The organism is Micromonospora sp. CNB394 (genome assembly GCF_000374985.1).
GTDB classification, from domain to species: domain Bacteria; phylum Actinomycetota; class Actinomycetes; order Mycobacteriales; family Micromonosporaceae; genus Micromonospora; species Micromonospora marina.
On record NZ_KB895826.1, the window covers coordinates 35920 to 54919 of the forward strand.

Annotated in this window: 29 protein-coding genes; all 29 read left to right on the plus strand. The window is 68.5% G+C overall.

Features of this window, described 5'->3' with window-relative positions:
* The first annotated feature begins 301 nt into the window (after nucleotides 1-301).
* The 29 genes from C569_RS33595 (at nucleotide 302) to map (ending at nucleotide 18917) form a co-directional block, all read left to right on the plus strand.
* On the plus strand, nucleotides 302-694 hold the full coding sequence (locus C569_RS33595; protein ID WP_026267680.1) for a hypothetical protein: 393 nt from the start codon (nucleotides 302-304) through the stop codon (nucleotides 692-694).
* A gap of 501 nt (nucleotides 695-1195) precedes the next feature.
* Entirely contained in the window at nucleotides 1196-1570 is a 375-nt protein-coding gene (rpsL, locus tag C569_RS0104100; protein ID WP_007465318.1) for a 30S ribosomal protein S12, read from the plus strand.
* Nucleotide 1571: 1 nt separating this feature from the next.
* Complete coding sequence (gene rpsG, locus C569_RS0104105) at nucleotides 1572-2042, plus strand: 30S ribosomal protein S7 (protein ID WP_013288637.1); 471 nt, start codon at nucleotides 1572-1574, stop codon at nucleotides 2040-2042.
* Between the two features lie 75 nt (nucleotides 2043-2117).
* A complete protein-coding gene (fusA, locus tag C569_RS0104110; RefSeq protein ID WP_018784550.1) occupies nucleotides 2118-4214 on the plus strand; it encodes an elongation factor G in 2097 nt (698 codons plus the stop codon).
* 223 nt (nucleotides 4215-4437) lie between these two features.
* Nucleotides 4438-5631 (plus strand): elongation factor Tu, encoded by a 1194-nt coding sequence (gene tuf / locus C569_RS0104115; RefSeq protein ID WP_018784551.1) that lies wholly within the window; start codon nucleotides 4438-4440, stop codon nucleotides 5629-5631.
* A gap of 356 nt (nucleotides 5632-5987) precedes the next feature.
* Nucleotides 5988-6296, plus strand: a complete 309-nt coding sequence (gene rpsJ / locus C569_RS0104120; protein ID WP_007073037.1) for a 30S ribosomal protein S10 — start codon at nucleotides 5988-5990, stop codon at nucleotides 6294-6296.
* 11 nt (nucleotides 6297-6307) lie between these two features.
* Nucleotides 6308-6973 (plus strand): 50S ribosomal protein L3, encoded by a 666-nt coding sequence (rplC, locus tag C569_RS0104125; protein WP_013288634.1) that lies wholly within the window; start codon nucleotides 6308-6310, stop codon nucleotides 6971-6973.
* Nucleotides 6970-7635 carry a 50S ribosomal protein L4 gene (gene rplD / locus C569_RS0104130; RefSeq protein WP_013288633.1) on the plus strand — a complete coding sequence of 222 codons (666 nt, stop codon included), beginning with the start codon at nucleotides 6970-6972 and terminating at the stop codon, nucleotides 7633-7635. Before rplC ends, rplD begins: the two co-directional genes overlap by 4 nt.
* The gene (gene rplW / locus C569_RS0104135) at nucleotides 7632-7934 is read left to right on the plus strand and encodes a 50S ribosomal protein L23 (RefSeq protein ID WP_013288632.1); all 303 of its coding nucleotides are present in this window, start codon (nucleotides 7632-7634) and stop codon (nucleotides 7932-7934) included. The genes rplD and rplW overlap by 4 nt, the downstream gene beginning before the upstream one ends.
* Before the next feature lie 12 nt (nucleotides 7935-7946).
* Nucleotides 7947-8786, plus strand: coding sequence for a 50S ribosomal protein L2 (gene rplB / locus C569_RS0104140; protein ID WP_013288631.1), 840 nt, complete (start codon nucleotides 7947-7949; stop codon nucleotides 8784-8786).
* Nucleotides 8787-8798: 12 nt separating this feature from the next.
* Nucleotides 8799-9080, plus strand: a complete 282-nt coding sequence (rpsS, locus tag C569_RS0104145) for a 30S ribosomal protein S19 (protein ID WP_007073032.1) — start codon at nucleotides 8799-8801, stop codon at nucleotides 9078-9080.
* Between the two features lie 40 nt (nucleotides 9081-9120).
* Nucleotides 9121-9570: a 50S ribosomal protein L22 gene (gene rplV / locus C569_RS0104150; RefSeq protein WP_018784552.1), complete on the plus strand. Its 450-nt coding sequence runs from the start codon at nucleotides 9121-9123 to the stop codon at nucleotides 9568-9570.
* Complete coding sequence (gene rpsC / locus C569_RS0104155; RefSeq protein WP_018784553.1) at nucleotides 9570-10442, plus strand: 30S ribosomal protein S3; 873 nt, start codon at nucleotides 9570-9572, stop codon at nucleotides 10440-10442. The genes rplV and rpsC overlap by 1 nt, the downstream gene beginning before the upstream one ends.
* A gap of 3 nt (nucleotides 10443-10445) precedes the next feature.
* Complete coding sequence (gene rplP / locus C569_RS0104160) at nucleotides 10446-10871, plus strand: 50S ribosomal protein L16 (protein ID WP_007465292.1); 426 nt, start codon at nucleotides 10446-10448, stop codon at nucleotides 10869-10871.
* The gene (gene rpmC, locus C569_RS0104165) at nucleotides 10871-11104 is read left to right on the plus strand and encodes a 50S ribosomal protein L29 (RefSeq protein WP_018784554.1); all 234 of its coding nucleotides are present in this window, start codon (nucleotides 10871-10873) and stop codon (nucleotides 11102-11104) included. Before rplP ends, rpmC begins: the two co-directional genes overlap by 1 nt.
* Before the next feature lie 31 nt (nucleotides 11105-11135).
* Complete coding sequence (rpsQ, locus tag C569_RS0104170; protein ID WP_018784555.1) at nucleotides 11136-11414, plus strand: 30S ribosomal protein S17; 279 nt, start codon at nucleotides 11136-11138, stop codon at nucleotides 11412-11414.
* A 97-nt stretch (nucleotides 11415-11511) separates the two neighbouring features.
* Entirely contained in the window at nucleotides 11512-11880 is a 369-nt protein-coding gene (gene rplN / locus C569_RS0104175) for a 50S ribosomal protein L14 (protein ID WP_007073026.1), read from the plus strand.
* Nucleotides 11877-12197 (plus strand): 50S ribosomal protein L24, encoded by a 321-nt coding sequence (rplX, locus tag C569_RS0104180; RefSeq protein ID WP_013288626.1) that lies wholly within the window; start codon nucleotides 11877-11879, stop codon nucleotides 12195-12197. The genes rplN and rplX overlap by 4 nt, the downstream gene beginning before the upstream one ends.
* Nucleotides 12197-12766 (plus strand): 50S ribosomal protein L5, encoded by a 570-nt coding sequence (gene rplE, locus C569_RS0104185; protein WP_018784556.1) that lies wholly within the window; start codon nucleotides 12197-12199, stop codon nucleotides 12764-12766. The genes rplX and rplE overlap by 1 nt, the downstream gene beginning before the upstream one ends.
* 1 nt (nucleotide 12767) lies before the next feature.
* Nucleotides 12768-12953: a type Z 30S ribosomal protein S14 gene (locus C569_RS0104190; protein WP_007073023.1), complete on the plus strand. Its 186-nt coding sequence runs from the start codon at nucleotides 12768-12770 to the stop codon at nucleotides 12951-12953.
* Between the two features lie 98 nt (nucleotides 12954-13051).
* A complete protein-coding gene (rpsH, locus tag C569_RS0104195; RefSeq protein WP_018784557.1) occupies nucleotides 13052-13459 on the plus strand; it encodes a 30S ribosomal protein S8 in 408 nt (135 codons plus the stop codon).
* 16 nt (nucleotides 13460-13475) lie between these two features.
* The gene (gene rplF / locus C569_RS0104200; RefSeq protein WP_018784558.1) at nucleotides 13476-14018 is read left to right on the plus strand and encodes a 50S ribosomal protein L6; all 543 of its coding nucleotides are present in this window, start codon (nucleotides 13476-13478) and stop codon (nucleotides 14016-14018) included.
* A gap of 67 nt (nucleotides 14019-14085) precedes the next feature.
* The gene (gene rplR, locus C569_RS0104205; RefSeq protein ID WP_013288622.1) at nucleotides 14086-14475 is read left to right on the plus strand and encodes a 50S ribosomal protein L18; all 390 of its coding nucleotides are present in this window, start codon (nucleotides 14086-14088) and stop codon (nucleotides 14473-14475) included.
* Nucleotides 14476-14508: 33 nt separating this feature from the next.
* Entirely contained in the window at nucleotides 14509-15123 is a 615-nt protein-coding gene (rpsE, locus tag C569_RS0104210) for a 30S ribosomal protein S5 (protein WP_018784559.1), read from the plus strand.
* Nucleotides 15123-15305, plus strand: a complete 183-nt coding sequence (gene rpmD, locus C569_RS0104215; RefSeq protein WP_018784560.1) for a 50S ribosomal protein L30 — start codon at nucleotides 15123-15125, stop codon at nucleotides 15303-15305. The genes rpsE and rpmD overlap by 1 nt, the downstream gene beginning before the upstream one ends.
* Complete coding sequence (rplO, locus tag C569_RS0104220; protein ID WP_018784561.1) at nucleotides 15305-15748, plus strand: 50S ribosomal protein L15; 444 nt, start codon at nucleotides 15305-15307, stop codon at nucleotides 15746-15748. Before rpmD ends, rplO begins: the two co-directional genes overlap by 1 nt.
* Nucleotides 15749-15986: 238 nt before the next feature.
* Entirely contained in the window at nucleotides 15987-17315 is a 1329-nt protein-coding gene (gene secY / locus C569_RS0104225; protein ID WP_018784562.1) for a preprotein translocase subunit SecY, read from the plus strand.
* On the plus strand, nucleotides 17316-17969 hold the full coding sequence (locus C569_RS0104230) for an adenylate kinase (protein WP_018784563.1): 654 nt from the start codon (nucleotides 17316-17318) through the stop codon (nucleotides 17967-17969).
* A gap of 93 nt (nucleotides 17970-18062) precedes the next feature.
* The gene (gene map, locus C569_RS0104235) at nucleotides 18063-18917 is read left to right on the plus strand and encodes a type I methionyl aminopeptidase (RefSeq protein WP_018784564.1); all 855 of its coding nucleotides are present in this window, start codon (nucleotides 18063-18065) and stop codon (nucleotides 18915-18917) included.
* The last annotated feature ends 83 nt before the right edge of the window (nucleotides 18918-19000 follow it).

Here is a 19000-nt window from a genome sequence, read left to right on the forward strand (position 1 = left end):
CCCGGGGATGATCGGCGGCGGTAGCCTGGCCGGTGTCCGCCGCGCGGCGGGCGCGTGTGGACAGGAGGACCCCGTGACGGAACCGGCTCCGCCGGGAGGCGACCCGACCCGGCCCGGGCCGTACCCGCCGGCTCCCGCGTCCGCGCCGGTGCACGACCCGGGGCCGGCGTACGGGGCGTACCCGGGGAATCCGCCGGCGCACGGCGGCGGGTGGCCGGCGCCGGTGAGCGCGCCCGGCCACGGCGGCTGGGGTCCGCACGGCGCTCCGGCGTTCCCGCCGCCGCCGGCCGAGGCGCCGCGGCTGCCGAAGCGGGTCGACGCGGTGCCGGGTACGCCGTTCGGTGTGGTCCACCTCGACGTGCCGCCTGTCACCTCGGGCCTGGCCATCGGGTCGCTCGTGGCCGGGATCGCCGCGATCGGGGTGTCGCTGCTGGTGTTGTGCTTCGGCCTGGCCGGCCGCGACTACGGCGGCGCCTGGGCGGCGGGCGCGTTCACGGTGCTGGGCGGGCTGGTCGGCGTCGGTGCGGTGGTGGCCGGGCTGCTCGCCCGGCGGCAGATCCGGCGGCCTGCGCCGCCCCCTTCGGTCCGGTTCACCGGTGCCGGCCTGGCGGTGGCGGGGATCTCCTGCGGGGCGGTGGGGGTGCTGTTCGGCCTGATCGGGCTCGCCCTGGCCCTGGTGGTGCAGATCACGTGAGGCGGCTGCCGCGACGTCTGCGGCCGGTGACCTGGGTTGAGCGGTATGTCCGGGTGTCCGGAGGTCGGGCGGTGTCGGGGCCGCCGGGTCACACGGCGGACGAGCCGGTACACTTGTCACTGTAGGTGCCCATCACTGGCGCACCGGCGACCCGGAGGCAGGCGGCGGACCGCGGGGGCGGTCCTTCCCGACCCATCCGTTTTGACCGGCGCGGCTGTGGTAGGTACTCTTTCCCCTTGTGCCCGGGCCAGCCCGGGCAATGCGTGCGTGCGCTGAACCGGTCAGCCGGTGATCGCGCGGTCGCACCACCAAGACCGACAGAACCGGTACGACGCGTAAGCGGCCGGCACCGGGACCGTGACTCGGGCGACACGCCCGACCGCGGGTGCTGGGGGTGCCGTCAGGCGGCCCTGGTTGGAATGTAGGAGAGCCGCCCATCCGGGACGGCTGGAGCAGACGGCGCGGTCGCCTCGCAGCGGCCGAAGGGAGCGGAGAAACCCGGTGCCCACCATTCAGCAGTTGGTCCGAAAGGGCCGTCAGGCCAAGACGACCAAGACCAAGACCCCGGCGCTCAAGGGGTCTCCCCAGCGGCGCGGCGTGTGCACCCGCGTGTACACCACCACCCCGAAGAAGCCGAACTCGGCGCTGCGCAAGGTCGCTCGTGTCAAGCTCAGCAGCCAGATCGAGGTGACCGCCTACATTCCGGGCGTCGGCCACAACCTCCAGGAGCACTCGATCGTGCTCGTGCGTGGCGGTCGGGTGAAGGACCTCCCCGGCGTGCGGTACAAGATCGTGCGCGGCTCGCTGGACACCCAGGGTGTCCGCAACCGCAAGCAGGCTCGCAGCCGCTACGGCGCGAAGAAGGAGAAGAGCTGACATGCCGCGTAAGGGACCCGCTCCGCGGAAGCCGCTGGTCGCTGACCCGGTGTACAACTCGCCCCTGGTCACCCAGCTGGTGAACAAGATCCTGCTGCGCGGCAAGCGTCAGCTCGCCGAGCGCATCGTGTACGCCGCCCTGGAGGGCTGCCGCGAGAAGTCCGGCACCGACCCCGTCGTCACGCTCAAGCGCGCGATGGACAACGTCAAGCCGACCCTCGAGGTGCGCAGCCGCCGTGTCGGTGGCGCCACCTACCAGGTTCCGGTCGAGGTCCGGCCGTCCCGCGCGACCACGCTCGGTCTGCGCTGGCTGGTGACCTACTCCCGGGCGCGGCGTGAGAAGACCATGGTCGAGCGGCTGATGAACGAGCTGCTGGATGCGAGCAACGGCCTCGGCGCCGCCGTCAAGCGGCGTGAGGACACGCACAAGATGGCCGAGTCCAACAAGGCCTTCGCGCACTACCGCTGGTAACACCTGAGGTTCCGGCGCCCACCGGCGCCGGAACCGCCACCAGTTGTGTCGAGACGACGATAAGTAGGGATTGAAGTGGCCGCCGCAGACGCGCTCGCCAACGTACGCAACATCGGCATCATGGCCCACATCGATGCCGGTAAGACCACCACCACCGAGCGAATCCTGTTCTACACCGGCATCACGTACAAGATCGGCGAGGTCCACGAGGGCGCCGCCGTCATGGACTGGATGGAGCAGGAGCAGGAGCGCGGTATCACCATCACTTCCGCCGCCACCAAGTGCGAGTGGAAGGGCCACACGATCCAGATCATCGACACGCCCGGCCACGTCGACTTCACGGTCGAGGTGGAGCGGTCGCTGCGTGTTCTGGACGGTGCGGTCGCGGTCTACGACGGCGTGGCCGGCGTGGAGCCCCAGACGGAGAACGTCTGGCGGCAGGCGGACAAGTACAACGTCCCCCGGATGTGCTTCGTCAACAAGCTCGACCGGACCGGTGCCGACTTCTTCCGCTGCGTGCAGATGATGATCGACCGGCTCAACGCCACCCCGCTGGTCCTCCAGATCCCGATCGGCGCCGAGTCCGACTTCATCGGCGTGGTCGACCTGGTCGAGATGCGCGCGCTGACCTGGCGCGGCGAGACCCAGAAGGGTGAGGACTACGCGGTCGAGGAGATCCCGGCCGACCTCGCCGACTCCGCCGCCCAGTGGCGCGAGAAGCTGATGGAGACCCTCGCCGACGTCGACGACTCGGTGATGGAGAAGTACCTCGAGGGCGAGGAGATCTCGGTCGACGAGATCAAGGCCGCCATCCGCCGGTCCACCATCGCCGGCAAGGCCAACCCGGTCCTCACCGGTACCGCCTTCAAGAACAAGGGCATCCAGCCGATGCTGGACGCGGTCGTCGCGTACCTGCCCTCGCCGCTGGACATCCCGGCGATCGAGGGTACGGCCACCGACGGCGAGACCCCGCTGCAGCGGAAGCCCTCGGTCTCCGAGCCGTTCTCCGGCCTGGCCTTCAAGATCCAGACCGACAAGCACCTCGGCAAGCTGACGTACGTCCGGATCTACTCCGGCACGCTCGAGTCCGGTTCTCAGGTGATCAACTCCACCAAGGACCGCAAGGAGCGGATCGGCAAGATCTACCAGATGCACGCCAACAAGCGGGAGGAGCGCAGCTCCGCCCAGGCCGGCGACATCATCGCGGTGCAGGGTCTGAAGCAGACCACCACCGGTGACACCCTGTGCGACCCGGCGAACCCGGTCATCCTGGAGTCGATGACCTTCCCGGAGCCGGTCATCGAGGTGGCCATCGAGCCGAAGACCAAGGCCGACCAGGAGAAGCTCAGCACCGCCATCCAGCGGCTGGCCGAGGAGGACCCGACCTTCCGCGTCAAGCTGGACGACCAGACCGGTCAGACGGTCATCTCCGGCATGGGCGAGCTGCACCTGGACATCCTGGTCGACCGGATGCGCCGCGAGTTCAACGTCGAGGCGAACATCGGTAAGCCGCAGGTGGCGTACCGCGAGACGATCCGCCGCAAGGTGGAGAAGATCGAGTACACCCACAAGAAGCAGACCGGTGGTTCCGGCCAGTACGCCCGCGTGATCATCAGCGTGGAGCCGCTGCCGCTGGGCAACGACGCCCCGACGTACGAGTTCGCCAACGCGGTGACCGGTGGCCGCATCCCCCGGGAGTTCATCCCCTCGGTGGACGCGGGCGCGCAGGACGCCATGCAGTACGGCATCCTCGCCGGCTTCCCCCTGGTGGGCGTCAAGCTCACCCTGGTGGACGGCCAGTACCACGAGGTCGACTCGTCGGAGATGGCGTTCAAGATCGCCGGCTCGATGGCGATGAAGGAGGCGGCCCGCAAGGCCGACCCCGCTCTCCTCGAGCCGATGATGGCTGTTGAGGTCACCACTCCGGAGGAGAACATGGGTGACGTCATCGGCGACCTCAACTCCCGGCGTGGCATCATCCAGGCGATGGAGGAGCGCAGCGGCGCTCGCGTCGTCCGGGCCCTGGTGCCGCTGTCGGAGATGTTCGGCTACGTCGGCGACCTGCGGTCGAAGACCCAGGGCCGGGCTAGCTACAGCATGCAGTTCGACTCCTACGCCGAGGTTCCGAACTCGGTGGCCAAGGAGATCATCGCCAAGTCGACGGGTGAGTGACGCTCATCCTCGGCTGATCCGATGACGCGAGGGCGGTCGCGGGAGGGTTCTCCCGCCCGCGGCCACCTCGATCGGATTGCGTGAGACCGGGCCTGTAGGCTTCATCGCCGCAGAACCCACAAAAGCTCTCCGGCCTTCCGGCCGGAAAGGCTGTCGACAGAGTCCTAAGCGCCGAACGGCGTGCCGGGGCGAACGAACCAAGAAAGTCCACAGGAGGACACCAGTGGCGAAGGCGAAGTTCGAGCGGACTAAGCCGCACGTCAACATCGGCACCATTGGTCACATCGACCACGGTAAGACGACGCTGACGGCGGCCATCACGAAGGTCCTGCACGACCAGTACCCGGACCTGAACCCGTACACGCCGTTCGACGAGATCGACAAGGCGCCGGAGGAGAAGGCCCGCGGCATCACGATCTCGATCGCGCACGTCGAGTACCAGACCGAGGCGCGTCACTACGCGCACGTCGACTGCCCCGGTCACGCCGACTACATCAAGAACATGATCACCGGTGCCGCGCAGATGGACGGCGCGATCCTGGTGGTGGCGGCGACCGACGGCCCGATGCCGCAGACCCGCGAGCACGTGCTGCTGGCCCGTCAGGTCGGTGTGCCGTACATCGTCGTGGCGCTCAACAAGAGCGACATGGTCGACGACGAGGAGCTCCTGGAGCTCGTCGAGCTCGAGGTCCGTGAGCTGCTCTCCTCGCAGGAGTACCCGGGTGACGACCTGCCGGTCGTCCGGGTCTCGGCGCTGAAGGCCCTGGAGGGCGACCCGGAGTGGACCGGGAAGCTCCTGGACCTGATGAACGCCGTGGACACCGCGATCCCGCAGCCGGAGCGCGAGACCGAGAAGCCGTTCCTCATGCCCATCGAGGACGTCTTCACCATCACCGGTCGCGGCACCGTGGTCACCGGTCGCGCCGAGCGCGGCATCCTCAAGCCGAACGAGGAGGTGGAGATCGTCGGCATCCGTGAGAAGTCGATGAAGACCACCTGCACCGGCATCGAGATGTTCCGCAAGCTGCTCGACGAGGCCCGCGCGGGTGAGAACGTCGGTCTGCTGCTGCGCGGCATCAAGCGCGAGGACGTCGAGCGCGGCATGGTCGTCATCAAGCCGGGCACCACGACCCCGCACACGGAGTTCGAGGCGACGGTCTACATCCTCTCCAAGGAGGAGGGCGGCCGGCACACCCCGTTCTTCCAGAACTACCGCCCGCAGTTCTACTTCCGGACCACGGACGTCACCGGCGTCGTCACGCTGCCCGAGGGCACCGAGATGGTCATGCCGGGCGACAACACCTCGATGACGGTGAAGCTGATCCAGCCCATCGCCATGGAGGAGAACCTGAAGTTCGCGATTCGCGAGGGTGGTCGTACGGTCGGCGCGGGTCGCGTCACCAAGATCCTCAAGTGAGCTGGGTAACCCCGATTAGCGTTGCCGCCGGTCGTGCGGCATACTAGTCAGGTTGCGTAACGACAGTCGGTCACCCGCGTCCGGTTGACGCTGGACCTCCGGGAGTCAGACTGTCTCGCGTAGGGTGGTTGGCCGCCATCAGCGGTCAACCACCCTCGCGCGGCGTCCAGGTCGCGGTCCCCCGCGATCGGCGTCATGACCCACCGCGTGGTCAGAGAATCGCTCCGGAGTCCCGGGGCGGAGCCTGGCCCACGGGCGCGACACGCCCGACCGCGGGGGTCGGCGGAAGTGGGCCTGTGCCAGCCGGTACAGGCGCCCGCAACACAGCGGCATCGAGAGAAGGAACAGAAGCCACCATGGCGGGACAGAAGATCCGCATCCGGCTCAAGGCCTATGACCACGAGGTCGTCGACTCCTCGGCTCGGAAGATCGTCGAGACGGTGACGCGTACCGGGGCGCAGGTCGCTGGCCCGGTGCCGCTGCCCACGGAGATCAACCGTTTCTGCGTCATCCGCTCGCCGCACAAGTACAAGGACTCGCGCGAGCACTTCGAGATGCGTACGCACAAGCGTCTGATCGACATCATCGACCCGACCCCGAAGACGGTCGACTCGCTCATGCGCCTCGACCTGCCGGCTGGCGTCGACATCGAGATCAAGCTGTAGGGACCGGACAAATGGACAGGCAAGTCAAGGGGATCCTGGGCGCCAAGCTCGGCATGACCCAGGTCTGGGACAACAACAAGGTTGTGCCCGTGACCGTGGTTCAGGCCGGCCCGTGCGTCGTGAGCCAGGTTCGTAGCGCCGACAAGGACGGCTACTCCGCGGTCCAGCTGGCGTACGGGGTCATCGACCCGCGCAAGGTCAAGAAGCCGATCGCCGGGCACTACGCCAAGGCGGACGTCGCGCCGCGCCGGCACATCGTCGAGCTGCGCACCTCCGACGCCGCGGACTACGCGCCGGGCCAGGAGGTCACGGTCGAGGAGTTCCCGGCCGGCGTCGTGATCGACGTGACCGGCAAGACCAAGGGCAAGGGCTACGCCGGCCCGATGAAGCGGCACGGCTTCCACGGTCTGCGTGCCAGCCACGGTGTCGAGCGCAAGCACCGCTCGCCCGGCTCGATCGGCGCCTGCGCGACCCCGGGTCGCGTCTTCAAGGGCACCCGGATGGCGGGCCGGATGGGTGGCGTGCGCTACACCGTCCAGAACCTGACCGTCCAGGCGGTCGACACCGAGAACAACCTCCTGCTCGTCCGCGGCGCCATCCCTGGCCCGAAGGGCGCGCTGGTCCTGGTCCGCACTGCGGCCAAGGCGAAGGTGAAGAAGGGCGGTGCGGCCAAGTGACCACCGTTGACGTCATCAACGTCGAAGGCGCCAAGAGCGGCTCCGTGGAGCTGCCGGCCGACATCTTCGACGCGCAGGCCAACATCGCCCTGATGCACCAGGTCGTGGTGGCCCAGCTCGCGGCGGCCCGTCAGGGTACGCACAAGACGAAGACCCGCGGCGAGGTCTCCGGTGGAGGCAAGAAGCCGTACAAGCAGAAGGGCACCGGTCGTGCCCGCCAGGGTTCGACCCGCGCGCCGCAGTTCGCCGGCGGTGGCGTGGTCCACGGCCCGGTGCCGCGCGACTACAGCCAGCGCACCCCCAAGAAGATGAAGGCCGCCGCCCTGCGTGGCGCCCTCTCCGACCGGGCCCGCGCCGGCCAGGTGCACGTCGTCGAGGCGTTCGTCTCCGGCGAGAAGCCGTCCACCAAGGCGGCCCTGGCCACGCTGACCAAGCTGACCCAGGCCCGCCGGGTCCTGGTCGTGCTGAGCAGCACCGACGAGCTGAACTGGGTGTCGCTGCGGAACCTGCGCAACGCGCGGGACAGCCGGGTGCACCTGATCGAGGCCGGCCAGCTCAACACCTACGACGTGCTGGTGGCCGACGACGTGGTCTTCACCAAGGAGGCCCTGGACGAGTTCCTGGGTGTGCCGGCCGAGACCACCGAGGAGGATGGCAAGTGAGCACGATCGCCGATCCGCGTGACGTCATCGTCGCGCCGGTCGTCTCGGAGAAGAGCTACAGCGAGCTGAACCGCAACTGGTACACCTTCCTGGTGCACCCGGACGCCAACAAGACCGAGATCAAGATCGCTATCCAGCAGATCTTCAACGTCCGCGTCCTGACGGTCAACACGCTCAACCGTGAGGGCAAGCGCAAGCGGACCCGTACCGGGTTCGGCAAGCGCAAGGACACCAAGCGCGCGATGGTGAAGCTGGCTGACGGTGACCGTATCGAGGCCTTCGGCGGCCCGGTCAGCTGAGGGGTGTAGACAATGGCTATCCGTAAGTACAAGCCGACGACGCCGGGCCGGCGTGGCTCGAGCGTTGCCGACTTCGCCGAGATCACCCGGTCGACGCCCGAGAAGTCGCTGCTGGCTCCGCTGCCGAAGAAGGGCGGACGCAACGCCCACGGCCGGATCACCACGCGGCACCACGGTGGCGGCCACAAGCGCCAGTACCGTCTGATCGACTTCAAGCGGGTCGACAAGGACGGCGTGCCGGCGAAGGTCGCCCACATCGAGTACGACCCGAACCGCACCGCGCGCATCGCGCTGCTGCACTACGCCGACGGCGAGAAGCGCTACATCATCGCGCCGAAGGACCTGAAGCAGGGCGACCGCGTCGAGTCCGGTCCGGGCGCCGACATCAAGCCGGGCAACAACCTGCCGCTGCGCAACATCCCGGTCGGTACCACCATCCACAACGTGGAGCTGCGTCCGGGCGGCGGCGCCAAGCTGGCCCGTTCGGCCGGCGTCGGCATCCAGCTGCTCGGCCGTGAGGGCGCGTACGCGACCCTGCGTATGCCGTCCGGTGAGATCCGGCGTGTGGACGTGCGCTGCCGCGCCAGCATCGGCGAGATCGGCAACGCCGACCAGTCGAACATCAACTGGGGTAAGGCCGGCCGTATGCGGTGGAAGGGCAAGCGCCCGACCGTCCGTGGTGTCGCGATGAACCCGGTCGACCACCCGCACGGTGGTGGTGAGGGTAAGACCTCCGGTGGTCGCCACCCGGTCAACCCGCAGGGTAAGCCCGAGGGCCGCACCCGTCGTAAGGGCCAGCCGAGCGACCGGCTGATCGTCCGCCGCCGCTACGCCACGCGTAAGCGCGGCTGAGGGAGATAAGACATGCCTCGCAGCCTGAAGAAGGGCCCGTTCGTCGACGACCACCTGCTCAAGAAGGTGGAGACGCAGAACGACAAGGGCTCGAAGAACGTCATCAAGACCTGGTCGCGCCGCTCGACGATCATCCCGGAGATGCTGGGTCACACGATCGCCGTGCACGACGGGCGTAAGCACGTCCCGGTCTTCGTGACCGAGGCCATGGTCGGGCACAAGCTCGGCGAGTTCGCGCTGACCCGCACGTTCAAGGGTCACGAGAAGGACGACCGGAAGAGCCGCCGGCGCTGACGCCGCGGGCATACGGATAGAGGAACAAGGGGTTACAGCGATGCCAGGAAAGGGCGACGCTCCGGTGCTTCCGGGCGCGCGGGCGGTTGCGCGGCACGTGCGCATCTCGCCGATGAAGGCGCGCCGGGTGGTCAACCTCGTCCGCGGCCTGCCCGCGAAGGAGGCGCTCACGGTGCTGCAGTTCGCGCCGCAGGCTGCGAGCGAGCAGGTGTACAAGGTGCTCGCGAGCGCGATCGCCAACGCGGAGAACAACGAGCGGCTGGACCCCGACGCGCTGCTCGTCAGCGAGGCGTTCGTCGACGAGGGCCCGACCATGAAGCGGTTCCGGCCGCGGGCGCAGGGCCGGGCGTACCGGATCCGCAAGCGCACGTGCCACATCACCGTGGCGGTCGAGGCGGTTGCGCCGGCGGCGCCGAAGAAGTCGGCGAAGAAGGCCGCCCCGGCCAAGCCGGCCGCCGAGGAGCAGAGCACGACGGAGGGTGCCGAGTAATGGGTCAGAAGGTTCACCCGACCGGGTTCCGGCTCGGCATCTCGACCGACTGGAAGTCCCGCTGGTTCGCGGACAAGCTCTACAAGGACTACATCGGCGAGGACGTCAAGATCCGCCGGATGATGTCCAAGGGCCTCGAGCGCGCCGGCATCTCCAAGGTCGACATCGAGCGCACCCGCGACCGGGTCCGCGTCGACATCCACACCGCCCGGCCGGGCATCGTCATCGGCCGTAAGGGTGCGGAGGCCGACCGGATCCGCGGCGAGCTGGAGAAGCTCACCGGCAAGCAGGTCCAGCTGAACATCATCGAGGTCAAGAACCCCGAGTCGGATGCGCAGCTGGTCGCCCAGGGCGTCGCCGAGCAGCTGTCCAGCCGGGTCAGCTTCCGCCGGGCCATGCGCAAGGCGATGCAGTCCGCGATGAAGAACCCCGCCTGCAAGGGCATCCGGGTTCAGGTCTCGGGCCGTCTGGGCGGCGCCGAGATGAGCCGGACCGAGTTCTACCGCGAGGGCCGGGTTCCGCTGCACACGCTGCGGGCCAACATCGAGTACGGCTTCTTCGAGGCCCGTACCACGTTCGGCCGGATCGGCGTGAAGGTCTGGATCTACAAGGGCGACGCCGTCCCGGGCCGTGAGGCCCCGGCCGAGGCCGCCCCGTCGCGCGGCCCGCGCCGTGACCGTGGCGACCGGCCGGACCGGCCGCGCCGTGGCCGCTCGGGCTCGTCCGGTACGACCGCCGGTGGCACCGAGGCCGGCCGGGCAGCCGCGACCACCATCGCGCAGCAGGCGGAGACGCCGGCCGGTGACCCGGTCGACAGCAGCGCTGTCGCCGCCGCCGCGACTCAGCCGGCAGAAAAGCAGCAGGAGGGCTGACAGATGCTGATGCCGCGCAAGCCCCCGAAGGGCTTCCGCAAGCCGCACCACCCGGACCGCAGTGGCGCGTCCAAGGGTGGTAACCGGGTGGTGTTCGGCGAGTTCGGGATCCAGGCTCTCGAGCCGGCGTACGTGACCAACCGCCAGATCGAGTCGGCGCGTATCGCGATGACCCGTCACATCAAGCGTGGCGGCAAGGTCTGGATCACGATCTTCCCGGACCAGGCCCTCACCAAGAAGCCGGCCGAGACCCGGATGGGTTCCGGTAAGGGTTCGCCCGAGTGGTGGGTCGCCAACGTGAAGCCGGGGCGGGTTCTCTTCGAGATGTCCTTCCCCAACGAGCAGATCGCGCGAGAGGCGATGCGTCGCGCGATCCACAAGCTCCCGATGAAGTGCCGCATTGTGACGCGCGAAGTGGGTGAATCCTGATGGCAGCGGGCGTCAAGCCCTCCGAGCTGCGTGAGCTCTCCGAGGAGGAGCTGGTCACGAAGTTGCGCGAGGCGAAGGCGGAGCTGTTCAACCTCCGCGTGCAGGCCGCAACCGGGCAGCTGGACAACAACCGGCGGCTGCAGGTCATCCGTCGGGAGATCGCCCGGATCTACACGATCATGCGTGAGCGTGAGCTGGGTCTCTCGGCCGCGCCGACTGAGGTGACTTCGTGAGCGAGCGAAGCGAGCGTATGGGAGCTCGAGCATGAGTGAGAACACGACCGCGAGCGTGCAGCGCTCGCGCCGCAAGGTTCGCGAGGGCCTCGTGGTCAGCGACAAGATGGACAAGACCGTCGTGGTCGAGGTCGAGGACCGCGTCAAGCACGCGCTGTACGGCAAGATCATGCGCCGTACGAGCAAGCTGAAGGTCCACGACGAGCAGAACTCGGCCGGCATCGGCGACCGGGTCCTGATCATGGAGACCCGGCCGCTGTCCGCCACCAAGCGCTGGCGGCTCGTGGAGATCCTCGAGAAGGCCAAGTAGCGAAGGCTCGAGCTCGGCCGGTCTCGGTCGGGCGCAGGTTCCGCCAGGCTCCGGCCGCCCCGAGCGGCCGGAGAACCGGCAGACATAGGAGATAGACGTGATTCAGCAGGAGTCGCGACTGCGCGTCGCCGACAACACGGGTGCCCGGGAGATCCTGTGCATCCGGGTGCTCGGCGGCTCCGGTCGGCGCTACGCGAGCATCGGCGACGTCATCGTGGCCACCGTCAAGGACGCGATCCCCGGTGCCGGTGTGAAGAAGGGCGACGTCGTCAAGGCCGTCGTCGTTCGGACCGCCAAGGAGAAGCGGCGGCCGGACGGGTCGTACATCCGCTTCGACGAGAACGCCGCCGTCATCATCAAGGACGGTGGGGACCCGCGCGGTACCCGTATCTTCGGCCCGGTGGGCCGGGAGCTGCGGGACAAGCGGTTCATGAAGATCATCTCTCTCGCGCCGGAGGTGTTGTGACCGTGAAGGTCAAGAAGGGCGACACGGTCGTCGTCATCGCCGGCAAGGACAAGGGTGCCAAGGGCAAGGTCATCGCGGCCTACCCGCGGCAGGACAAGGTCCTGGTCGAGGGCGTGAACCGGGTCAAGAAGCACACCCGTATCAGCACCACCCAGCGTGGCGCCAAGACCGGTGGCATCGTCACCCAGGAGGCCCCGATCCACGTCTCGAACGTGATGGTCCTGGACTCCGACGGCAAGCCGACCCGCGTCGGCTACCGGATCGACGACAACGGCCAGAAGGTCCGCATCGCGCGTAGCACCGGTAAGGACCTCTGATGACCACGGCTACCGAAACCAAGACCCTGCCGCGCCTCAAGGAGCGGTACCGCAACGAGGTGGTGGCCGAGCTGCAGAAGCAGTTCGAGTTCGCCAATCCGATGCAGGTGCCGCGGCTGGTCAAGATCGTCGTCAATATGGGTGTCGGCGAGGCCGCTCGCGACGCCAAGCTGATCGACGGGGCCGTCCGCGACCTGGCCACCATCACCGGCCAGAAGCCGCAGGTCCGGCGGGCCACCAAGTCCATCGCGCAGTTCAAGCTCCGCGAGGGCATGCCGATCGGCGCGAAGGTCACCCTGCGCGGCGACCGGATGTGGGAGTTCCTGGACCGGCTGCTCTCGATCGCGCTGCCGCGTATCCGCGACTTCCGCGGCCTGGACGGGCGCAAGCTCGACGGGCACGGCAACTACACGTTCGGTCTGACCGAGCAGTCGGTGTTCCACGAGATCGACCAGGACAAGATCGATCGCCAGCGGGGCATGGACATCACGGTGGTCACGACCGCCACGACCGACGACGAGGGCCGGGCGCTGCTCAAGCTCCTGGGCTTCCCGTTCAAGGAGAACTGAGATGGCCAAGAAGGCGCTGATCCTCAAGGCGGCCGCGAAGCCGAAGTTCTCGGTTCGCGCGTACACCCGCTGCCAGCGGTGCGGGCGTCCGAAGGCGGTCTACCGCAAGTTCGGTCTCTGCCGGGTGTGCATCCGGGAGATGGCCCACCGCGGTGAGCTGCCCGGCGTGTCCAAGGCTTCCTGGTAATAGCCCGGCGCGCTCCGGCGCGTCAGCTGAACTGTCTCTTCGCCGTAGGCCCCGGGCCTGGCCCGGGGAACCCCGGCGAGAAAGGTTGACGAGTTTTCATGACGATGACCGACCCGATCGCAGACATGCTCACGCGTCTGCGTAACGCCAACCAGGCGTACCACGACCGGGTGACGATGCCGTACTCGAAGATCAAGGCGAACATCGCCGAGGTCCTCAAGTCCGAGGGCTACATCGCCACCTGGTCGGTCGAGGAGCCCGAGGAGGGCGCCGTCGGCAAGCGACTGGTCGTCGAGCTGAAGTACGGCCAGAACCGCGAGCGGAGCCTGGCTGGCATCAAGCGCGTGTCCAAGCCCGGTCTCCGGGTGTACGCCAAGTCGGACGGGCTCCCGCGGGTGCTCGGCGGGCTGGGCGTGGCGATCATTTCGACGTCCCAGGGGCTGCTCACCGACCGGCAGGCCCGCAAGCGGAGCGTTGGCGGGGAAGTCCTCGCCTTCGTCTGGTAACGGGAGACAGGTAGAAATGTCGCGTATTGGACGTAAGTCGATCCCGGTGCCTGCCGGCGTCGACATCACGATCGACGGCCGGACCGTCAAGGTCAAGGGCCCCAAGGGCGAACTGAGCCACGTGCTGGCCGAGCCGATCACGGCGGAGCGGGGCGAGGACGGCGAGCTGCACGTCAACCGGCCCAACGACGAGCGCAAGGCCAAGGAGCTGCACGGCCTGAGCCGTACGCTGGTGGCCAACATGATCGTCGGTGTGACCGAGGGCTACCGCAAGAGCCTGGAGATCGCCGGCACCGGTTACCGCGTGACCGCCAAGGGCAAGGACCTGGAGTTCGCGCTCGGGTTCTCGCACCCGGTCCTCGTGCCGGCGCCGGACGGCATCACCTTCACGGTCGAGAAGCCGACGCTGTTCCACGTGGCCGGCATCGACAAGCAGCAGGTCGGTGAGGTGGCCGCCAACATCCGGAAGATCCGTCCGCCGGAGCCCTACAAGGGCAAGGGCGTGAAGTACCAGGGCGAGGTCATCCGCCGTAAGGCTGGAAAGGCCGGCAAGAAGTGACCGCGGCCGTCAACACCCGGGCGAGGTCGTCCGCCGGCCGTGAGGCCGTGAGAAAGGCAGGTAAGAAGTGAGCGCCACGCTGCTCAAGCGCCGCCGCGGCGTCGCCGCCAAGCGTGCCGTCGGGCGTGCGCGTCGGCACTTCCGGGTCCGCAAGAACGTCAGCGGCACCGCCGAGCGTCCCCGCCTCGTCGTCACCCGCTCCCTGCGCCACGTGGTGGCCCAGGTCGTGGACGACACCAAGGGTCACACCCTGGCGTCGGCCTCGACCATGGACGCCTCGCTGCGCGGCGCCGAGGGTGACAAGAGCGCCCTGGCCGGCAAGGTCGGCGCCCTGCTCGCCGAGCGTGCCAAGGCCGCCGGCGTCTCGAAGGTCGTCTTCGACCGCGGTGGCAACCGGTACGCGGGGCGTGTCGCCGCGCTTGCCGACGCCGCCCGCGAAGCCGGGCTCGAGTTCTAGAAACCCCGTCACGAGAGAGAAGGAAGGCTGCTGATGCCAGGTCAACAGCGCCGTGGCGGCGGGTCCGGTGGCAACGAGGGTGGTCGCCGCGACAACCGCCGTGAGGGCGGCCGCGGAAACGCGCCCGTCGAGAAGACCCCGCACCTCGAGCGGGTCGTCGCGATCAACCGCGTCGCCAAGGTCGTGAAGGGTGGTCGTCGCTTCAGCTTCACCGCCCTGGTGATCGTGGGCGACGGCGACGGCACCGTCGGCGTGGGCTACGGAAAGGCCAAGGAGGTGCCCGCGGCTATCGCCAAGGGTGTCGAGGAGGCCAAGAAGCACTTCTTCAAGGTGCCGCGCATCGGCGCCTCGATCCCGCACCCGGTCACGGGTGAGGACGCGGCCGGTGTGGTGCTGCTCAAGCCGGCCTCCGCCGGTACGGGTGTCATCGCCGGTGGCCCGGTGCGTGCCGTGCTGGAGTGCGCGGGCATCCACGACGTGCTCTCCAAGAGCCTCGGCTCGTCCAACCCGATCAACATCGTGCACGCCACGGTGGCGGCCCTGAAGGGGCTCGAGTCCCCGGAGCAGGTCGCGGCCCGTCGTGGTCTGCCGGTCGAGGACGTCGCGCCGGCCGCCATGCTGGCGTCGCGGGCGGGGGTGGCGTCCTGATGGCACGCCTGAAGGTCACCCAGGTCCGGTCCGAGATCGGGACCAAGCGCAACCAGCGTGAGTCGCTGCGTTCGCTCGGTCTCAAGCGGATCAACGACGTGGTGGTCAAGGAGGACCGGCCGGAGATCCGCGGCATGATCTTCACGGTCAACCACCTCGTGAAGGTCGAGGAGGTCGAGTAATGACGATCAAGGTGCACCACCTGCGTCCGGCTCCCGGCGCCAAGACCGACAAGACCCGCGTGGGTCGCGGTGAGGGCTCCAAGGGCAAGACGGCCGGTCGCGGTACCAAGGGTTCCAAGGCCCGCAAGAACATCTCGCCGGCGTTCGAGGGTGGGCAGATGCCCATCCACATGCGCCTGCCGAAGATGAAGGGCTTCAAGAACAAGTTCAAGGTCGTGTTCCAGGTGGTCAACCTGGACCGGCTGGCCGAGCTGTTCCCCAACGGCGGCCAGGTCGGCCCGGTCGAGCTGGTCGAGGCCGGTGCGGTCCGCAAGGGTCACCCGGTCAAGGTGCTCGGGACCGGCGACCTCGGCGGCGTGTCCCTCCAGGTGTCGGCGCACGCGTTCAGCGCGTCGGCCAAGGAGAAGATCACCGCCGCCGGTGGCTCGGTCACCGAGCTGTAAGACGATGTGCATGGCGCCCGCTCAGTTGTTCGCGACTGGGCGGGCGCCATGGTCTACCGGCCACGTGTGCGCCGGGTAACATCGGATTCGTTTTATGTAGCCGGGGACATCTGCCCGGACCGGGATCGGGCTGTTAGAGTCCGTTCCCAGCCATGGATTCCGGACACTCCGTCCGGCACCACACCCCGCCCCGCCAGGGATTCGTCACCGGCGGCCCGCGTCGCGCAGGAGGAAGAAGTTGCTGTCCGCCTTTCTCAGTGCGTTCCGTACGCCTGACCTGCGCAAGAAGCTGCTGTTCACAGTAGGCATCATCGCGGTCTACCGGCTGGGCGCCACGCTGCCCAGCCCGGGCGTCTCGTACGGCAACGTGCAGAAGTGCCTCGACTCGATCCAGGGTGGCAGCACGGGTGTGCTCAACCTGCTGGATCTCTTCTCCGGTGGCGCGCTGCTCCAGCTCTCGGTCTTCGCGCTGGGCATCATGCCCTACATCACCGCGTCGATCATCCTTCAGCTGCTGACGGTGGTGATCCCGCGCCTGGAGCAGCTCCGCAAGGAGGGCCAGGCCGGGCAGGCAAAGATCACGCAGTACACCCGCTATCTGACGCTGGGCCTGGGCGTCCTCCAGGCCTCGGCGTTCGTGGCGCTGGCCCGCTCCGGGCAGCTGTTCAACAACCAGTGCGACCAGTTCCCGATCGTGCCCCGCGGCACCGGCATCCCCGACTGGCTGACCCTGACCATCCTGGTCATGACCATGACCGCCGGCACCGGCGTGGTGATGTGGCTCGGTGAGCTGATCACCGACCGGGGCGTCGGCAACGGCATGTCCGTGCTGATCTTCACCTCGATCGCGGCCCGGCTCCCCAGCGAGGGCTGGAAAATCAAGACCACCAAGGGCTGGGGGATGTTCCTCCTCGTCATCGCCCTGGTGCTGGTGGTCATCACCGCTGTCACGTTCATCGAGCAGGCACAGCGCCGCATCCCGGTGCAGTACGCCAAGCGCATGATCGGCCGGCGGATGTACGGCGGCACGTCGACCTACATCCCGCTGAAGGTGAACCAGGCGGGTGTCATCCCGGTCATCTTCGCCTCGTCGTTGCTCTACCTGCCGCAGCTCGCGCTCCAGTTCTTCGATCAGAACGACCCGGGCAAGGTCCAGGCGTGGATCCAGAACCACATCGTGAAGGCGAGCGCGCCGGAGCACATCGCGATCTACTTCCTGCTGATCATCTTCTTCACGTACTTCTACGTGTCGATCACGTTCAATCCGACCGAGGTCGCGGACAACATGAAGAAGTACGGCGGCTTCGTGCCGGGCATCCGCCCCGGCAAGCCGACCGCCGAGTATCTCGACTTCATCCTCAGCCGGATCACCCTGCCGGGCGCGCTCTACCTCGGCATCGTCGCGATCCTGCCGAACTTCTTCTTCATCTGGCTGGACAACCAGCAGTTCCAGAACTTCCCGTTCGGCGGCACCGCTGTGCTGATCATGGTCGGCGTCGGTCTGGAGACCGTCAAGCAGATCGAGAGCCAACTCATGCAGCGGAACTACGAAGGGTTCCTGCGGTAGATGAGACTCGTTCTGGTTGGCCCGCCGGGCGCGGGCAAGGGCACACAGGCGGAGTTCATCGCCGCGCACCTCTCGGTGCCGAAGATCTCGACCGGTGACATCTTCCGCGCGAACGTCTCCCAGGGCACGCCGCTGGGCGTCGAGGCCAAGCGGTACATGGACGCCGGCAAGCTGGTCCCGGACGAGGTCACCATCAACATGGTGCGGGACCGGCTCGCCGAGCCGGACGCGAGCGAGGGCTTCCTGCTCGACGGCTTCCCGCGGACCACTCCGCAGGCCGCCGCGCTGGACAAGCTCCTCGCCGACCTGGGCACCGCGCTGGATCTGGTGCTGGAGCTGGTCGTCGACGACGACGAGGTGATCCGGCGGCTGTCCGGCCGGCGCACCTGCCGCGGCTGCGGCAAGATCTGGCACGTCGAGTTCGACGCGCCGAGCCGGGAGGGCGTCTGCGACCGCTGCGGCGCCGAGCTGTTCCAGCGCGACGACGACAAGCCGGAGACCATCGCCGCCCGGCTGCGGGAGTACGCCGAGAAGACCGCGCCGCTCGTGGACTACTACGGCGCCCAGGGCAAGCTGGTCGGCATCGACGCGACCGGCCCGGTGGAGGACGTCACCGTCCGCGCCATCGACGCGTTGCGCTCGTACGGCGGCTGAGGTCCCGCCGCCACCCGGCGGATAGAGTGCGAACAGCGGGGTACGCGCGACGTGCCCCGCTGCTCCGCGTACGCGACGAAAGGGAACCACCACATGCGCCGTCCCCAGCTGGACATCCAGCTGAAGACCCCCGAGCAGATCGAGCTGATGCGGGCCGCCGGTCTGGTCGTCGCCCGTGCCCTGCGCCGGATGCGGGAGGCGGTGGCTCCGGGCGTGTCGACGGCCGACCTGGACGCGATCGCCGAGTCGACCATCCGCGAGGCGGGCGCCGTGCCGTCGTTCAAGGGCTACCACGGCTTCCCGGCGTCGATCTGCTCCTCGGTCAACCGGCAGGTGGTGCACGCCATCCCGTCGCCCGAGCAGGTGCTGCGCGAGGGCGACCTGATCTCCATCGACTGCGGCGCGGTGCTGGACGGCTGGCACGGTGACGCGGCGGTCACGGTGCCGGTCGGCGACGTCGACCCGGCCCTGCTGAGGATGACAGCGGTGGCCGAGGACGCCATGTGGGCCGGGATCGCCGCCGCGGCGCGCGGGGCGGCCTCCGGCAAGGGCCGGCTCACCGACATCTCCCACGCGGTCGAGACCGCGGTCCGGCGGGGCGGCCGGTACGGCATCGTCGACGGCTACGGCGGCCACGGCATCGGCACCGAGATGCACCAGGACCCGCACGTGCTCAACCACGGTCGCCCTGGCAAGGGCCCGCGCCTGGTGCCGGGTCTGGCGCTCGCCATCGAGCCGATGATCACGATGGGGTCGCCGCGTACGGTCGAGCTGGCCGACGGCTGGACCGTGGTGACCCGGGACGGGTCGATGGCGGTGCACGTCGAGCACTCGATGGCGCTGCTGGACGACGGCGTGTGGGTGCTGACCGCCGAGGACGGCGGACGGGCCCGTCTGGGCGACCTGGTGACCGCGCGGCAGACGCCTGTCGACTCCCCGGCTGCCTGATCGCTCCCGGCGGGGGCCTGTGGGCCCTGGGAGGCGTGACGTGCGTCATATTCGAGCCGTCCGGGTGACTGTCGCGCCGGTCG

What these genes read in the sequence shown, in the direction of transcription:
- rpsG (WP_013288637.1), top strand. Translation starts at nt 1,572, where the DNA reads ATGCCGCGTAAGGGACCCGCTCCGCGGAAGCCGCTGGTCGCTGACCCG.
- rpsJ (WP_007073037.1), top strand. Translation starts at nt 5,988, where the DNA reads ATGGCGGGACAGAAGATCCGCATCCGGCTCAAGGCCTATGACCACGAG.
- rplC (WP_013288634.1), top strand. Translation starts at nt 6,308, where the DNA reads ATGGACAGGCAAGTCAAGGGGATCCTGGGCGCCAAGCTCGGCATGACC.
- rplB (WP_013288631.1), top strand. Translation starts at nt 7,947, where the DNA reads ATGGCTATCCGTAAGTACAAGCCGACGACGCCGGGCCGGCGTGGCTCG.
- rpsS (WP_007073032.1), top strand. Translation starts at nt 8,799, where the DNA reads ATGCCTCGCAGCCTGAAGAAGGGCCCGTTCGTCGACGACCACCTGCTC.
- rplV (WP_018784552.1), top strand. Translation starts at nt 9,121, where the DNA reads ATGCCAGGAAAGGGCGACGCTCCGGTGCTTCCGGGCGCGCGGGCGGTT.
- rpsC (WP_018784553.1), top strand. Translation starts at nt 9,570, where the DNA reads ATGGGTCAGAAGGTTCACCCGACCGGGTTCCGGCTCGGCATCTCGACC.
- rplP (WP_007465292.1), top strand. Translation starts at nt 10,446, where the DNA reads ATGCTGATGCCGCGCAAGCCCCCGAAGGGCTTCCGCAAGCCGCACCAC.
- rpmC (WP_018784554.1), top strand. Translation starts at nt 10,871, where the DNA reads ATGGCAGCGGGCGTCAAGCCCTCCGAGCTGCGTGAGCTCTCCGAGGAG.
- rpsQ (WP_018784555.1), top strand. Translation starts at nt 11,136, where the DNA reads ATGAGTGAGAACACGACCGCGAGCGTGCAGCGCTCGCGCCGCAAGGTT.
- rplE (WP_018784556.1), top strand. Translation starts at nt 12,197, where the DNA reads ATGACCACGGCTACCGAAACCAAGACCCTGCCGCGCCTCAAGGAGCGG.
- C569_RS0104190 (WP_007073023.1), top strand. Translation starts at nt 12,768, where the DNA reads ATGGCCAAGAAGGCGCTGATCCTCAAGGCGGCCGCGAAGCCGAAGTTC.
- rpsH (WP_018784557.1), top strand. Translation starts at nt 13,052, where the DNA reads ATGACGATGACCGACCCGATCGCAGACATGCTCACGCGTCTGCGTAAC.
- rplF (WP_018784558.1), top strand. Translation starts at nt 13,476, where the DNA reads ATGTCGCGTATTGGACGTAAGTCGATCCCGGTGCCTGCCGGCGTCGAC.
- rpsE (WP_018784559.1), top strand. Translation starts at nt 14,509, where the DNA reads ATGCCAGGTCAACAGCGCCGTGGCGGCGGGTCCGGTGGCAACGAGGGT.
- rpmD (WP_018784560.1), top strand. Translation starts at nt 15,123, where the DNA reads ATGGCACGCCTGAAGGTCACCCAGGTCCGGTCCGAGATCGGGACCAAG.
- rplO (WP_018784561.1), top strand. Translation starts at nt 15,305, where the DNA reads ATGACGATCAAGGTGCACCACCTGCGTCCGGCTCCCGGCGCCAAGACC.
- C569_RS0104230 (WP_018784563.1), top strand. Translation starts at nt 17,316, where the DNA reads ATGAGACTCGTTCTGGTTGGCCCGCCGGGCGCGGGCAAGGGCACACAG.
- map (WP_018784564.1), top strand. Translation starts at nt 18,063, where the DNA reads ATGCGCCGTCCCCAGCTGGACATCCAGCTGAAGACCCCCGAGCAGATC.